The following is a 13,475-nucleotide window of genomic DNA, read 5'->3' as shown; positions in this document are numbered from 1 at the left end:
CGCGCGGGTGAATCTCTTCGCCGCCGATTAGCACTTGCTCTTGTAGAAGTGCTGGTCGTTGGTGGACATGGTGTCGGCGGTAATGGCGATCATGTCGGTTTGGATTTTGCGGGTGACCGGCTTGCCCTGGAGGGCGGCGTCGGCTTGGTCTACGCCCTGTTTGCCTATGTCGGAGGGGTTTTGGGCGATCAGGGCTTGGACGGTGCCGTCCTTCAGGTCTTGGACCTGTTTGGGGCTGGCGTCGAAGCCTACGACTTTGACCTGGCCGAGTTTGCCGGCGTTGCGGAGGCCGGTGGCTGCGCCTTCGGCGGAACTGAGGTTGGTGGCGAAGATGCCGGCCAGGTCGGGGTGGGCGGCGAGGGTGGCGGTGACGATGGAGGCGGCCTGGGCGGCTTCGTTGTTGTTGTACTGCACGCCCAGTGACGACATGCCCGGGTGGTTCTGTTCGAGTTCGTCCTCGAAGCCCTGAGCGCGCTGGTCGGTGGTGGAGGTGCCGGCCTTGGTGTTGATCACGAGCACGGATCCCTTGTCGCCCACCAGTTTCGCGAGGGTGACCGCGGCCAGTCGCCCGCCCTTCACATTGTCGGAGGAGATGGAGGACAGGGCGATGGAGGTGTCCTCGAGCGCGGTGTCCACCTCGATGACCTTGATACCCGCGTCCTTGGCCTGCTTGATCGGGCTGGCCATGGCCTGGGCGTGCGTGGGTGCGATGAGGATCGCGCCGGGTTTGTTGGCGATGACGCCGGTGACGATCGGCGTCTGCAGCGAGGCATCGAATTGGGTGGGGGCCTGGGTGTCCAGGGAGTACCCGAGTTTCTTCGCCTCGTCCTGGGCGCCGCACTGCATCGAGATGTAGAAGGGCTCGTTCGCGACGCCGGGAATGAGCACCAGCTTCTTCGCGTCGGCCTTGCCCGAATTGCTCACCGAGCCACCGCATCCCGCCAGTAGTCCGGCCACCGCCACCACTACGCCGGCCATTACGGCCGCCCGTCCACCGGTCCTCATCATCAGGCCCTCACCTTCGAACTGCGTTGTGTTATTTCCGGTCCCGGGACCGCCTGCGGATCTGGTCGAACCACACGGCCGCCACGAGCACGACGCTCACCGCAATGGGCTGCCAGAACACCGGCACCCCCGCGATGACGAAGCCCTTGCGCAAAACCGACGGGATGAACACCCCGATCACGGTGCCCAGCACCGACCCCACCCCGCCGAACAGACTGGTCCCGCCGATGACCACCCCCGCGATGGCATCGAGATTGTCGGTGCCATGGCCTGCGATCGTGGTGGTCCCGAAATACGCGAGATTCATGAAACCGGCCAGGCCCGAGAGCATTCCGGCCATGAGATATACCAGGATCAGATGCCGCGTGACCCCGATCCCGGCCCGCCGCGCGGCCTCCGCGCTGGACCCGATCGCAAAGGTGTACCGGCCGAACCGAGTGGTGTGCAACAGCCAGGCGCCGACCGTCGTCACCGCGACCGCCACCAGTACCAGATCCGGAATCCCGCCCAGCATGGTGCCGAAACCCAGTGAGTCACGCAGCTTCCCGGGAACCGTGCGGGTATCGACCCCGCCGGTGATCAACTGTGCCGCACCCAGCGCTGCCCCGAACGACCCCAGCGTCACGATCAATGGCGGAATCTTGGCCTTGGCCACCAGAATTCCGTTCACCAGTCCCCAGAGCGCCCCGCCCGCCAGCGATATCACCAGCCCGAGCAGAATGATGCCCCAGCCCGCGTGTGTCGCGTCCTCGCCGGGGCTGAGCCACTCCATGGTCTTGGCCGCCAGCACACCGGAGAAGATCAGCACCATCCCCACCGACAGATCGATGCCCGCGGTGACGATCACGAATGTCATTCCGATCGACAGCACCAGCAGTACCGACGTCTCGATCAGCAAGGTCTGCAGCGTGAATCGCGTCGGAAAGGCGTCCGGCCGCACGATGCTGAACGCGGCGTACAGCACGACCAGCACACACCCGATCCAGAACGTGCCGGTCCCGGCCAGCCGCCTCATGACTCGTCCTCCGTCGTCAGCGCGCCGGTCATGGCTCCCACCAACTGCTCCAGCGTGGCATCGGCGGCCGTGAAGCGGGCGACCCGCTTCCCCAGCCGCAACACCTCGATACGGTCGGCGACAGCCAGCACCTCGGGCATATTGTGGCTGATCAGCACCACCCCAATGCCTTGATCGCGCACGCGGCGAATGACATCCAGCACCCGCTCCCGCTGTACCACGCCCAGCGCCGCGGTCGGCTCGTCCATGAAGACGACCCGGCTGGCCCACATCACCGCCCGCGCCACCGCGACCGTCTGCCGCTGCCCGCCCGACAGCGACCCGATCGGCACATCCGCACTGGGCAGCACGACACCGAGTCGTTGAAAGTGCTCGGCCGCTTGCGTTCTCATCGCCTTGCGATCGAGCATCCCGAGCCGCCCGGGCAGCCCTTTGCGGAGCAACTCACGCCCGAGGAAGAGATTGGCGGAGGGATCGAGATCGGGGGCCACGGCCAGATCCTGGTAGACCGTCTCCACCCCGAGCCGTCGCGCCGCGGTCGGCGACGCCATCCGAACGGGCTTGCCGTCCAGCAAGATCCGCCCGCTGTCGGGCTGTTCGGCCCCCGAAAGGCATTTCACCAGTGTGGATTTCCCAGCGCCATTGTCGCCGATCAGTGCCACTACTTCGCCCGCACCGACCTGAAAACCGGCCCCGCGCAATGCCTCCACGCCGCCATACCGCTTCTGAAGCCCTTCGGCTTCCAATACCACGGCTGGCATCGGCGATCACCCCGGCGACATCGACTGAGCGGACGTCCGGTCCGCTCACCGAGCGTACTGATGATCTCGTCGCGTCGGGGCGGATATGGAAAACACCGCTATCGTGGGATCGGTGACCCGCCTTGGATTCCGCGCATTGAAGGTGCTCCCCGCTGCGGTGCTGTGCGCGCTGGCCGTCGGCTGTGCCCAGACTCCGCACACCGCGCACTCCTCCGAGAAGGCACGCCCTGTGCCGACCGGTTCACTCGACACGCTGGGCACGACTTCGGAGGCGGCCACTACCACCCCCGCGCCGGTGACCACCACGGCGCCGCCGCAATCAGCCCCCGCCCAGCCCGCTTTCACCGAGGGCGACGCCCGCTACACGGTCCGCCGCTATCTGGCCCGCTGGATCGGGCAGCCGCTCCAGTCCGATGACACCGAGGGCAGGTACCCCCTCGTCTGCGCGGGCTCGACCCTGGCCAACAACCCCGGAAGGCTCACCGGCACAACAGCCTTCGACGCCGACCGGATGACCGCCCGAACCGGCGACGCGGGCGCGGCCGTGACCGTCCCGGTGACGAATTCCTCCGCCGTCACTACCGTGCTCACCTTCACCCTGCACGCCGCGGCCCAGGGCTACTGCATCGTGGACATCGCGAGCTGACCCATCGGCCGCCCCGAACGCTTCAGGAACTCCCGCGCCAACTCTCGATATTGTTCCGCACCACGGGATTTCGGTGCCCACGTGGTGAGTGGCTCACCCGCGATGGTGGAGTCCGGGAACCGGACCGTCCGCGAGATCGCCGTGTCGTACAGCTCCGCCCCGAACGTCTCCGCCACCCGGTCCCGCACCTGCCGGCAGTGCAGCAGCCGCGGATCGAACATGGTGACCACGATGCCCGACAGCTCGAGCCGCGGATTGAGCCGTTCGCGCACCTTCTCCATGGTGTCGTTGAGCAGCGCCAGCCCGCGCAGCGAGAAGTACTCGCACTCCATGGGAATGATGACCCCGTCCGCGCAGGCGAGCGCGTTCACGGTGAGCAGGCTCAGCGATGGCTGGCAGTCGATGAGGATGTAGTCGTAGCGATCCCGGATCGGATCGAGCACCCGGCGCATCGAATGCTCTCGGCCCACCTCGTTGACGAGCTGGATCTCCGCCGCCGACAGATCGATATTGCTGGGCAGCAGATGGAGGTTGGTGACGCGGGTTTTGATCAGCACATCGTCGATCGGCGGCGCCGACCGCCCCAGCAGGTCGTAGACGGTGAGTTCGAGATCGTGGTGCGCGACGCCCAGGGCGGCCGACAGCGCCCCCTGCGGATCGAGATCCACCAGCAGCACGCGCAGCCCGCACTCGGCAAGCGCGGCACCCAGATTGACCGTCGAGGTGGTCTTCCCGACGCCGCCCTTCTGATTGCACAGCGCGATCACCTGGGCTTCGCCTCCGGTCGCCCCGGCCTCCTCAACAGCAGTGTTTGCCGACATTTCGCCAGCCTAGCCTGTCACGTGGCGGATCGGTCGGACCCGCTCCGGAGTCCTTTCGCAGGTCGGCAAGTGCGACGATCTACCAGTGATTTTCACCGTTCGGGCGATGAACCAGCATGTCGGACAACGGTGGAGCCCGACACATGCTGGTCATTAGCCCAATAGTGATGTGGCGGGCCGCCGGGGTATAGCCACGCCACCCGCCACACCGAACCCGGATGAACCGGGCATATCACCTTCAGTGATCCGGTAGCACCAGGATCTTCACGTGCTCTTCCGGATTCCGCAGCGCCGTGAAGGCATCCGCCACCCCGTCCAGCCCGACCCGCCCGGTGATCAGCGCCTCTGCGTCGATCGCCCCGGACGCCAGCCGTTCCAGCGTGATGTCGTAGGCGTTCTCGTACGGCCCGTGCCCGAAATTGACTGCGATCCGCCGGAACTGCCCGACCACCGGAATGATCGTCTCGTCCGCGAACGGCGCCGCCAGCACCTGGATCCGCGAGTTGAACGGCATGGTCCGCATGAGCGTGCCGATAATCCCTGCGCGCCCGCTGCATTCATAGGCGATGAGAATGCCGGTACCAGACTGGCCCACCACGCTGTCGCCCTGCGCGACCGCCGTCATCCACGCCTCGATCGGATCCTGCTCGTTCGGATCCACCACGATGTCCGCGCCGACGGCCCGCGCGAGCTCCCGCCGCTTGGGTGAGGGTTCCGAGGCCACCACCAGCCGCGCCCCGTGCGCCTTGGCCGCGATGATCGCGCCCAGCCCGATGGTGCCGCACCCGATGACCAGCGCCGAATCCTCGGCGGTGAGACCGGATTGCTGCACGTGCATCTCACCGACGTGCAGCGGCTCGGCCAGCGTCGCGTGTTCGAGCGACAGCCCCTCGGGCACGTGCCGCACCCAGAACGCGTCCACCACGATGCTTTCGCCGAACGCCCCGTGATAGTCGTTCGAGTACCCGATGATCGTCGGAATGCCGGTCGCCGCCTCGGTCGCGAGCCCGATCCCCGCGACGCGGTCGCCGACCGCGAAATCCGTGACCCCGGAACCGATTTCGGTGACGGTCCCGGCGTACTCGTGCCCGAGCACGACCGGTCGCTCGGTGTCGAAGGTGGCCAGCGGATACCCGCTGTCCGCCGCCACCTGCACGAACCGGCACGGATCCTTCGACATGGACAGGTCGCTGCCGCAGATGCCGCACGCGGCCACAGCGATCCGCAATTGCCCCGGACCCAGCGCGGGCGGCTCGGCCACCTCGGCGGGGGAGAACTGCCCGTTCAGAAACTGTGTGGCGCGCATGGGATCACGCTCCCGTCGCGGCGGTCTCGCCGTAGTAGTCGGTGTGTGCCTTGGTGATCGCGGTGACCAGCTGCCCGATCAGCAGCTCCCGGTTGTCCTGCGCGTACTGCAGGCTGTCCTCGCGGCGGCGGTTGCGATTCTTGAAGTGCGGGATCACCTCCGAGGCGAACAGCTCGTAGCTGCGCTTGGTGTCCTCCCAGCTCGCCATGTCCACGTGCAGGACCAGCATGGTGCCGAACCCGCCGGTCTTCTCGATGAGCTTCTCGATGCGGGCGATCGCCTCGTCCGGCGTGCCGATGATGGCCTGCCCGAATTCGCCGAGGTTGTCATTGCGCCACTGATCGATGATGCCCTTGGGAGTGTCCGCCCACGCGGGCTGCTCGCCGGTCTGCCGGTTCACGTACGCGGCCATCGAGCCGATGCGGCGGCTTACCGCGCGCTCGGCGTCGGCGCGGGTCTCGGCCAGGAAGATCGGATTGACCAGCCGCCACCGCGACCGGTCCGCGGTGTGCCCGTGCTCGGCGCACACCTTCTCGTAAACACCCCAATTGCGGTCCAGCACTTCGAAACCCATGGGGGAGCTGGCCGCCAGCGACAGCAGCGACAACCCGTGCGTGCCGGCGAGCACCGAGCCGTTGGGAGATATGGTCGAGGCGGTGGCGACCTCGATGCCGGCCGGATCGTAGGTCGGCAGCTGGGCGCGGGCGTCGCGCAGGGTGAACCAGTCGGTGGTCATGTTCACCACCTCGCCGCGCAGCAGTGCGAGGATGGCCTCGAGCGCCTTGCCCTGGCGGCGACGCTGATCCGACGGGTTGATGCCCATCATGTGGGCGTCGAGCGGAATCTTGCCGGGGCCGGTGCCGAAGATCAGGCGGCCGCGGGTCTGCAGGTCCAGCTGGGTGATGCGGTCGACGGTGACCAGCGGATGGTGATACGGCAGCGACACCACGCCGGTGCCGAAGCGCAGCCGCTCGGTGCGTTCGGCGGCGGCGGCGATGAAAACGTCGGGCGCGGGCACGATTTCGGCGCCGGTCGAGTGGTGCTCGCCCATCCACGCCTCGTCGAAGCCGAGGTGGTCGAGGTGTTCCATGAGATCGATGTCGCGACGCAGCTGCAGGGCCGGGTCGGCGTCGAGGGGGTGATACGGGGCCAGGAATGCCCCGAATTTCATCGATTCAGCGGTCCACACGGATGGATCTCCTTCACCCAGTGCCCCGGGCTTCGTCGCCCGGTGCGGTTCCCCGAGTAAACATGGATCAAATGATCCATAAGTTGTGCTGTCCCGGTGAGCGGGCATGATTCGAAAACGCAGGTAGCTAAGCTGATTCAACGTCGATAATGCGCGCTGTGCTGTGCCGAAATCGGACTTTCGAACCAGTTCCGCGCCCCGCGATACCGACCCTGCCCCTCCGATGTGCCAAGCTCATGCCGTGACCGTCCCGATGCAGAACCGCCAGGGCAATGCGACCCGTACCCGGCTGGTGAAAACCGCCGAGCGCCTGTTCGCCGCCCACGGTGTGGACGCGGTCTCGGTGCGCGCGGTGAACGCCGCCGCCGGCCTCGGCCCCTCCTCGGTCAACTACCACTTCGGCACGAAGGACGACCTGATCGCCGCCGTGCTGCTTGATCTCGGCGCGACCGTCCGCGACCGCATTCGCGCCAATGCCGATGTGCTCGCCGCCCGCGCCGAGCCGCCCACCGCCGAGACCCTGGTCCGCGCGGTCACCGAGCCCTATCGAGACCTGCTGCTACAGCACCGGACCCGCGGCATGCGCTGGATCAAGATCGTCACTCAGCTCTCCCTGCACTCCCATCCCGCCCTCACCGCCGCCGAGCAGGACCTCCCCGATCAGCTGCACGTCCAGCTCCGCCGCGCCTTCCCGCAATCGGATCCCAGCCGCCTGGAGGCCCGCTGGGCGATCTCGCTCATGGGTTTCCTGCAAGCCCTGAGTCGCGCGGACGAATGGCATCCCGGCGCCACCCCACCGCCCGCTGAGGAGCTGGCCGCCCTCTACGAGGACCAGGTCGTCTTCCTCATCGGCGGCCTCGACCGTTTGCTGGGCGGAACCGGCCGCTGAATCGCCGGTGACGCACAGGTGGACGAAACATGACATACTTCGCCCACTCCAGCTCGAAGGCGGTTGCCGATGCCCGAAGATCCCGAACTCGCCCAGGCCCGTGTCCTGGCCCGAGAGCTCCAGAGCCACGCCGACATGCTGACCCGCGAGCTGCAATACGTCTCGCGCCCCGAAGCCCAGACCCGCGCCCAGGCCGACCTGACCGCAGTCCACCGACAGCTCGACGGCCTGCGTCGCCGCTTCCCGGAAGTCGCCGACGCACCGGACACCCTCGCCAGCTGAGCTCCGATTCGGCGGTTCCGCAACCCGATCGGGTGCGTGAGGGGCGGGAGCCGGGGCCCACTCGTTGCAGTAGTGCCTGCAGCGCATTGCGCTCCGCGGTCGAGAGTTCCGCGAAGGATTCCGCCGGGACACTGTCGGCGATCGCGTTTCCGGCTGCGAGTGTTCGTCGTCCCTCGGCGGTCGAACGGTGCTCGATGAGGCGGCCGCGGCCTGGGGTGCGTTCGATGAGCCCGCGTGCAGATCCGGGGGTGAGTCGACGCCGGGCGCGCTGGCGGCCGAACTGGGTTTGACCAGTGGCGGCGTCATGACGATGCGGGATCGGCTCGCCCAGTTCGGTCATGTCAGCCGGGAGCCGGGACCGGGCGACCGGCGCAAGGTGCTGGTCCGCATCACGTCGGCGACCATGGCCCGGGCCTGGGAGATATACGGGCCCATCGCCGAGGAGGGTGTGGCCGAGATGCCGGGCTCGTCGGCCACGGAGCTGCGCACTGTCCTCGACTTCCGCGCCTGCAACCGCGAACTCCAGCAACGCCACCGCGAGGCGAATCTCGGCCCTGCCCAAGGCGGTTCGGGGTCAGAACTGACAGTTCGTGCCGGAATTGTCCGAATAGCTGGACGCTCAGGTTAGTTAGCTATAGCGTCACTGCACGATTCGCGAAAGGCTTGCTGAAGCATGCTCTTCCGGTTCACAGGCTCGGCTGTGCCGAATGCCAATCCATTGCTTTATTGGTCGATCGTTCTTTCGCGCGCGGTCGGGAGCGAGATGAGAACGGCTGAAGTGTGAGGGACGTCGTTGTTCGCAGTGTCCGTCAGGGCTGTGGTCCTGGCTCTGAGCATCCTGACCGCGGGGGCGGTAGGCGCCGCCCCCGTGTCGGCTCAACCCCTGTATCCCACGCAGGATCCCGATCCGTTCTACGGTCCGCCGGCCGATCTGGGTGCGCTCGCGCCCGGCGACGTGGTCCGGACGCGGAAGATCGATACCGGGCTGTACGTGGGCACCGAGGGCTGGCAGGTGGCCTTCCGCAGCACCAACTCCCAGGGGCAGCCGATCCTCGGCATGACCACTGTGCTGCTCCCGGCGGGGGTGTCGAACCCGCCGCTGGTGTCGTATCAGGCGCTCATCAATTCCCTGGGCGCGCAATGTAATCCGTCGCGCTCGCTGTTCAACGGCGAGCTCCAGGACGGCGTGGGCGCCATGCTGCCGATCGGGCGCGGCTGGGCCATTTCGCTGCCCGACTATCTGGGGCCGAATGTCGCCTACGGCGCGGCCAAGCTCAGCGGCATGGTGACCCTGGACAGCGTGAAGGCGGTCCGCAAGGCCACCGAACTGGGACTCGGGAAGTCGCCCGTCGCGCTGGCCGGGTATTCCGGCGGCGGTATGGCGACCGCCTGGGCCGCTGCCCTGCAACCGGAGTACGCGCCGGACCTGAAGCTCGATGCCGTTGTGGCCGGAGGCATTCCGGCCGATCTGGAGCAGATGGCGCTCTCGCTGGGCTTCGAGCCGCATCCGGGCTTCGGCCTGGCCTTCGCGGCGGCCATGGGTCTGGAGCGCGAATACCCGAACCGCCTGCCGATCTCGGATCAGCTCAATGAGAACGGTCTCTGGTTCCGCGAATTCACCCACGACGCCTGCCGTCGCTTCCTGCTGTTCCACGGCGCCTTCCGCAACGCCGACCAGATGGCTGCGTCCAAGAGCCTGATGGACAGTCCGGAGGCGCACGCGGTGCTGCGGGAGAACAGCCTGCGCTACTTCCCGGGCACGCCGGCGGTCCCGACCTACTTCTGGCAGGGGCGGTTCGACACGCTCACCTTCTTCGATCCGGTCGCCGAGGTCGCCGACCGGTACTGCAAGGCCGGTGTGCCGCTGGTGTTCCGGCCCTTCGATATCGCCGAGCACATGACCACGGCCGTCGCCGGATTCGCCGACGCGTGGAACTATGTGGAATCACGGTTCCGCGGGGATCCGGTCCCGGTGAGCTGCTGATAGCTGCGTGATCGCGCAGCGGATGAGCGGCGTACCGACTTTCGAACTGTCGCGGTGCCGGTGCTCGATCCGCCCAGTCGGCCCTGGCGCCGAGCGCGGCCGGGCGGCGCTGAATCCGCAAGCGGGAAGCTCGCGAAAAGGCCGATGAGGCCGCGCGGACGGGGGCGCGGCCTCATCGAAGTGCGAACGGCTGCGAGGGGATTCAGCGTTCGCACGATCGGGGGTCAGAGACTCTGGGCGAGGTTGGTCAGCAGGATCACGCCGCCGATCAGCGTCAATCCGGTCAGCAGGACCAGGACGCCATGGGGCAGGCGGGGAATCCGGAAGGTCGAGAGTTGCTGGGGCCTGGTCATTTCGCCTCCACGGGAGCGGTCTCGGTGACGTGGTGGGCGGTCGCGCCCCAGCCGACGTGGGCCTCGGCCCGCATGCGGTCGACCATGTGCGGGTAGTGGAGTTCGAACGCGGGGCGTTCGGAGCGGATGCGCGGCAGCTCGTAGAAGTTGTGCCGTGGCGGCGGGCAGGAGGTCGCCCATTCCAGCGAGTTGCCGTAGCCCCACGGGTCGTCCACGGTGACCACCTCGCCGTAGCGGTAGGACTTGAAGACGTTCCAGATGAACGGCAGCATCGACGCGCCCAGGATGAACGATCCGATGGTGGAAACGGTGTTCAGCGCGGTGAAGCCGTCGCTGGGCAGGTAGTCGGCGTAGCGCCGCGGCATGCCCATGTTGCCGAGCCAGTGCTGGGCCAGGAAGGTCAGGTGGAAGCCGAAGAACGTGGTCCAGAAGTGCCACTTTGCGAGGCGTTCGTCGAGCATGCGGCCGGTGATCTTGGGGAACCAGAAGTAGATGCCCGCGAAGGTGGCGAACACGACCGTGCCGAAGAGCGTGTAGTGGAAGTGGGCGACGACGAAATAGGTGTCGCTGATGTGGAAGTCGAGTGGTGGCGAGGCGAGCAGCACACCGGTGAGCCCGCCGAAGAGGAATGTCACCAGGAAGCCCAGCGAGAACAGCATCGGGCTCTCGAAGGTCAGCTGCCCCTTCCACAGGGTGCCGATCCAGTTGAAGAACTTCACGCCGGTCGGGACCGCGATGAGGAAGGTCATGAACGAGAAGTACGGCAGCAGAACGGCTCCCGTGGCGTACATGTGGTGCGCCCACACCGCGATGGACAGCGCCGCGATGCCCAGGGTCGCGTACACCATGCCGGTGTAGCCGAAGATCGGCTTGCGGCTGAACACCGGGAAGATCTCGGACACGATGCCGAAGAACGGCAGCGCGATCACGTACACCTCGGGGTGTCCGAAGTACCAGAACAGGTGCTGGAACAGCATGGTTCCGCCGCTGGCCGGATCGTAGATGTGCCCGCCCAGGTGCCGGTCGTAGTACAGGGCCAGGGCGGCTGCGGTCAGTAGCGGGAACACCAGCAGGATGAGGAAACTCGCGACGACGACGTTCCAGGTGAAGATGGGAAGCCGGAACATGGTCATGCCCGGGCAGCGCAGGCAGACGACGGTGGTGAGCATATTGACCGCGCCCAGGATGGTGCCCAGGCCCGAAACACCCACGCCGATGATCCACATATCCGCGCCGACGCCGGGGGAATGGATGATGTCCGACAGCGGGGTGTAAGCGGTCCAGCCGAAATCGGCCGCGCCGCCGGGGGTGACGAAGCCGGCGGTCGCCAGCGTCGCACCGAACACGTAGAACCAGTAGCTGAGGGCATTCAACCGCGGAAACGCGACATCGGGCGCGCCGATCTGCAAGGGCAGCAGGATATTCGCGAATCCGAAGATGATGGCGGTCGCGTAGAACAGCAGCATGATCGTGCCGTGCATGGTGAACAGCTGGTTGAACTGTTCCGGCGACAGGAACTGCATGCCCGGCTGCGCCAGTTCCGCGCGCATGATCAACGCCATCAGCCCGGCGATCATGAAGAACGCCATCGAGGTCACCAGATACATCTGCCCCAGTACCTTGGGGTCGGTCGTGGTGACCATCTTGTAGAGGAACGACCCCTTTGGTGCGTGCCGCACGGGATGGGGTCGCGTGATCTCGGGTACCGGCGGGGTTTTCGGGGAAAGGGCGGTCACCCTGCGGACGGTAGTGAGCCGCGGGGTTGCCAGTGAATCCCTGCGGGCCGGGCCGATGACCTTCGCCGAGCGATCGAGGACCTTGGGCCGTGCCGCCGGTGACCTTCGAACCAAGATCGTCCTCGATCTGGGCTAGGGCGCCGTGGCCGTGGTCACACCGCGCCGGCGCAGGTTCTCGGCGACCTCGAGCTCCCAGACCTCGTTGGCCCGCGAGGTGTCGACTTCGAATTCGAAGCGCCGCACCGATTTCGGGTCGACGTCGGCGACGTCGACGTAGAACTGCTCGTACCAGCGGCGTAGCTGGTAGACCGGGCCGTCCTCGTCGCAGAGCAGTGGGTTCTCGATCTTGGACTTGTGCTTCCAGATCTCCACGTCCTGCAGGAAGCCCTCGCCGATGCCCTCGGTCATCCTGTCCGCCAGGCGGTTCGCGGTGTCCGCCGGTACGCCCGTGGGTCTCTCCAGCGTGATGCCGTACTGCAGGACGAAGGAGTCCTGGGTGACCGGGTAATGACAGTTGACCAGGACGCTGCGGACCTCGAAACCGCCGTAGACATTGAGCAGTGGATTGATCATGTAGGCGGGTCCGAAGTACGAGGCCTCCGATTTCAGCAGCGTGTCTCCGCGATACTTGGTCGCCATGCCGACGTCCGGGCGGCCCTTGGTCTCGAGGTACTGGGTCGCGACATGGCCCTCGAAGACGTTCTTGAAAAAGGTTGGGAACGCGTAGTGGATGTAGAAGAAGTGGGCCATGTCCACGATGTTGTCGATGATCTCGCGGCAGTTGGAGCCCTCGATGAGGATCGAGCGCCAGGTCCACGGGGTCCAGTCGGCGGAAAGTGTTGCCGCGGGGTTGCCTTCGGCGTCGGTGTAGGGTCCCCGGATGGTCGGGATGGTGACCTCGCCCGGCGGCGGGTTGCCCTCGTGGTCGTGCCAGACGAACAGCTGGCCGTTGCGCTCGAGCGTGGTCCACGCGCGGGTGCGGGCCAGCGGGGGCACGCGCCGTGCGTAGGGAATGCCGGTGCACTTGCCGTCGCCGTCCCAGCGCCAGTCGTGGAACGGGCAGGCGATCCGGCCGTCCTTGACGGTGCCCGTCGACAGGTCGCCGCCGAGGTGGCGGCAGTAGGCGTCCAGCACTCGCAGTTCGCCGGTATCGTCGGCCCAGACGGCCAGCTTGGTGCCGAAGGCATTGACCGAGTGGGGTTTCCCGTCCCGGAACGCGTCCGCCAGGCCCAGGCAGTGCCAGCCGCGGGCATAGCGGGTGGGCATCGTGCCCACGTCGATGTCCCGGATCTTTCTGCCGAACCCGCGTGACGTCGTCGCCATCACACCCTCCTAGGTCTAGAACCAGTTTCAGAACTGTGTCAGCTTCCGATTGATGAGGGCCTCCCGAAAATGGTCGAAAGACTCTTCTTTTAGGGATTTCCGTCCGCTTGTCGCGGACCCCGGACTGCTCGATAGTGACTGGAACGTGTTCTAGATTTGTGGCGG

General features: G+C 66.6%; 14 protein-coding genes. 5 read left to right on the top strand and 9 right to left on the bottom strand.

From position 1 onward, the window contains the following. Positions 1 to 27 precede the first annotated feature (27 nt). The 3 genes from ABZ909_RS17355 to ABZ909_RS17345 are packed head-to-tail and all read right to left on the bottom strand — an operon-like array spanning position 28 to position 2,781. On the bottom strand, positions 28 to 1,008 hold the full coding sequence (locus ABZ909_RS17355; protein WP_357000332.1) for an ABC transporter substrate-binding protein: 981 nt from the start codon (positions 1,006 to 1,008) through the stop codon (positions 28 to 30). A gap of 28 nt (positions 1,009 to 1,036) precedes the next feature. Next, entirely contained in the window at positions 1,037 to 2,020 is a 984-nt protein-coding gene (locus ABZ909_RS17350; RefSeq protein WP_357000330.1) for an ABC transporter permease, read from the bottom strand. Beyond that, the gene (locus tag ABZ909_RS17345; protein ID WP_357000328.1) at positions 2,017 to 2,781 is read right to left on the bottom strand and encodes an ATP-binding cassette domain-containing protein; all 765 of its coding nucleotides are present in this window, start codon (positions 2,779 to 2,781) and stop codon (positions 2,017 to 2,019) included. Before ABZ909_RS17345 ends, ABZ909_RS17350 begins: the two co-directional genes overlap by 4 nt. A 112-nt stretch (positions 2,782 to 2,893) precedes the next feature. Between ABZ909_RS17345 and ABZ909_RS17340 the strand changes: the two genes are divergently transcribed. After that, positions 2,894 to 3,427, top strand: a complete 534-nt coding sequence (locus tag ABZ909_RS17340; RefSeq protein WP_357000326.1) for a hypothetical protein — start codon at positions 2,894 to 2,896, stop codon at positions 3,425 to 3,427. Here the strand turns inward: ABZ909_RS17340 and ABZ909_RS17335 are convergent. The 3 genes from ABZ909_RS17335 to ABZ909_RS17325 form a co-directional block, all read right to left on the bottom strand. Continuing rightward, positions 3,400 to 4,248 (bottom strand): ParA family protein, encoded by an 849-nt coding sequence (locus tag ABZ909_RS17335; RefSeq protein WP_357000324.1) that lies wholly within the window; start codon positions 4,246 to 4,248, stop codon positions 3,400 to 3,402. The genes ABZ909_RS17340 and ABZ909_RS17335 overlap by 28 nt on opposite strands. A 238-nt stretch (positions 4,249 to 4,486) precedes the next feature. After that, on the bottom strand, positions 4,487 to 5,554 hold the full coding sequence (locus ABZ909_RS17330) for an alcohol dehydrogenase catalytic domain-containing protein (protein ID WP_357000321.1): 1,068 nt from the start codon (positions 5,552 to 5,554) through the stop codon (positions 4,487 to 4,489). Positions 5,555 to 5,558: 4 nt separating this feature from the next. Further along, a complete protein-coding gene (locus tag ABZ909_RS17325; protein WP_357000318.1) occupies positions 5,559 to 6,743 on the bottom strand; it encodes an LLM class flavin-dependent oxidoreductase in 1,185 nt (394 codons plus the stop codon). A gap of 241 nt (positions 6,744 to 6,984) precedes the next feature. On the opposite strand from ABZ909_RS17325, the gene ABZ909_RS17320 reads away from it, so the two are divergent. The 4 genes from ABZ909_RS17320 (at position 6,985) to ABZ909_RS17305 (ending at position 9,898) form a co-directional block, all read left to right on the top strand. Beyond that, positions 6,985 to 7,632, top strand: coding sequence for a TetR/AcrR family transcriptional regulator (locus ABZ909_RS17320; RefSeq protein ID WP_357000316.1), 648 nt, complete (start codon positions 6,985 to 6,987; stop codon positions 7,630 to 7,632). 69 nt (positions 7,633 to 7,701) lie between these two features. After that, positions 7,702 to 7,914 carry a hypothetical protein gene (locus ABZ909_RS17315; RefSeq protein WP_357000313.1) on the top strand — a complete coding sequence of 71 codons (213 nt, stop codon included), beginning with the start codon at positions 7,702 to 7,704 and terminating at the stop codon, positions 7,912 to 7,914. A 187-nt stretch (positions 7,915 to 8,101) separates the two neighbouring features. Then, complete coding sequence (locus tag ABZ909_RS17310; RefSeq protein ID WP_357000311.1) at positions 8,102 to 8,542, top strand: hypothetical protein; 441 nt, start codon at positions 8,102 to 8,104, stop codon at positions 8,540 to 8,542. A 195-nt stretch (positions 8,543 to 8,737) separates the two neighbouring features. Then, on the top strand, positions 8,738 to 9,898 hold the full coding sequence (locus ABZ909_RS17305) for a lipase family protein (protein ID WP_357000508.1): 1,161 nt from the start codon (positions 8,738 to 8,740) through the stop codon (positions 9,896 to 9,898). Between the two features lie 224 nt (positions 9,899 to 10,122). Here ABZ909_RS17305 and ABZ909_RS17300 read toward each other — a convergent pair whose 3' ends face one another. The 3 genes from ABZ909_RS17300 to ABZ909_RS17290 form a co-directional block, all read right to left on the bottom strand. After that, on the bottom strand, positions 10,123 to 10,251 hold the full coding sequence (locus ABZ909_RS17300) for a hypothetical protein (RefSeq protein ID WP_357000309.1): 129 nt from the start codon (positions 10,249 to 10,251) through the stop codon (positions 10,123 to 10,125). Further along, positions 10,248 to 11,987 (bottom strand): cytochrome c oxidase subunit I, encoded by a 1,740-nt coding sequence (ctaD, locus tag ABZ909_RS17295; RefSeq protein WP_357000307.1) that lies wholly within the window; start codon positions 11,985 to 11,987, stop codon positions 10,248 to 10,250. The genes ABZ909_RS17300 and ctaD overlap by 4 nt, the downstream gene beginning before the upstream one ends. A gap of 132 nt (positions 11,988 to 12,119) precedes the next feature. After that, positions 12,120 to 13,310, bottom strand: a complete 1,191-nt coding sequence (locus ABZ909_RS17290) for a Rieske 2Fe-2S domain-containing protein (RefSeq protein WP_357000304.1) — start codon at positions 13,308 to 13,310, stop codon at positions 12,120 to 12,122. Positions 13,311 to 13,475: the final 165 nt, after the last annotated feature.

The sequence above is a fragment of the Nocardia sp. NPDC046763 genome (assembly GCF_040645495.1).
In the GTDB taxonomy this organism is placed as follows: Bacteria; Actinomycetota; Actinomycetes; order Mycobacteriales; family Mycobacteriaceae; genus Nocardia.
Note: the sequence above shows the minus strand (reverse complement) of the source record. Positions and strands in the feature narration are given on the sequence as shown.

Coding starts and splice junctions, on each gene's coding strand:
- ABZ909_RS17355 (WP_357000332.1), bottom strand. CDS start 1,008: ATGATGAGGACCGGTGGACGGGCGGCCGTAATGGCCGGCGTAGTGGTG.
- ABZ909_RS17350 (WP_357000330.1), bottom strand. CDS start 2,020: ATGAGGCGGCTGGCCGGGACCGGCACGTTCTGGATCGGGTGTGTGCTG.
- ABZ909_RS17345 (WP_357000328.1), bottom strand. CDS start 2,781: ATGCCAGCCGTGGTATTGGAAGCCGAAGGGCTTCAGAAGCGGTATGGC.
- ABZ909_RS17335 (WP_357000324.1), bottom strand. CDS start 4,248: ATGTCGGCAAACACTGCTGTTGAGGAGGCCGGGGCGACCGGAGGCGAA.
- ABZ909_RS17330 (WP_357000321.1), bottom strand. CDS start 5,554: ATGCGCGCCACACAGTTTCTGAACGGGCAGTTCTCCCCCGCCGAGGTG.
- ABZ909_RS17315 (WP_357000313.1), top strand. CDS start 7,702: ATGCCCGAAGATCCCGAACTCGCCCAGGCCCGTGTCCTGGCCCGAGAG.
- ABZ909_RS17300 (WP_357000309.1), bottom strand. CDS start 10,251: ATGACCAGGCCCCAGCAACTCTCGACCTTCCGGATTCCCCGCCTGCCC.
- ABZ909_RS17290 (WP_357000304.1), bottom strand. CDS start 13,310: ATGGCGACGACGTCACGCGGGTTCGGCAGAAAGATCCGGGACATCGAC.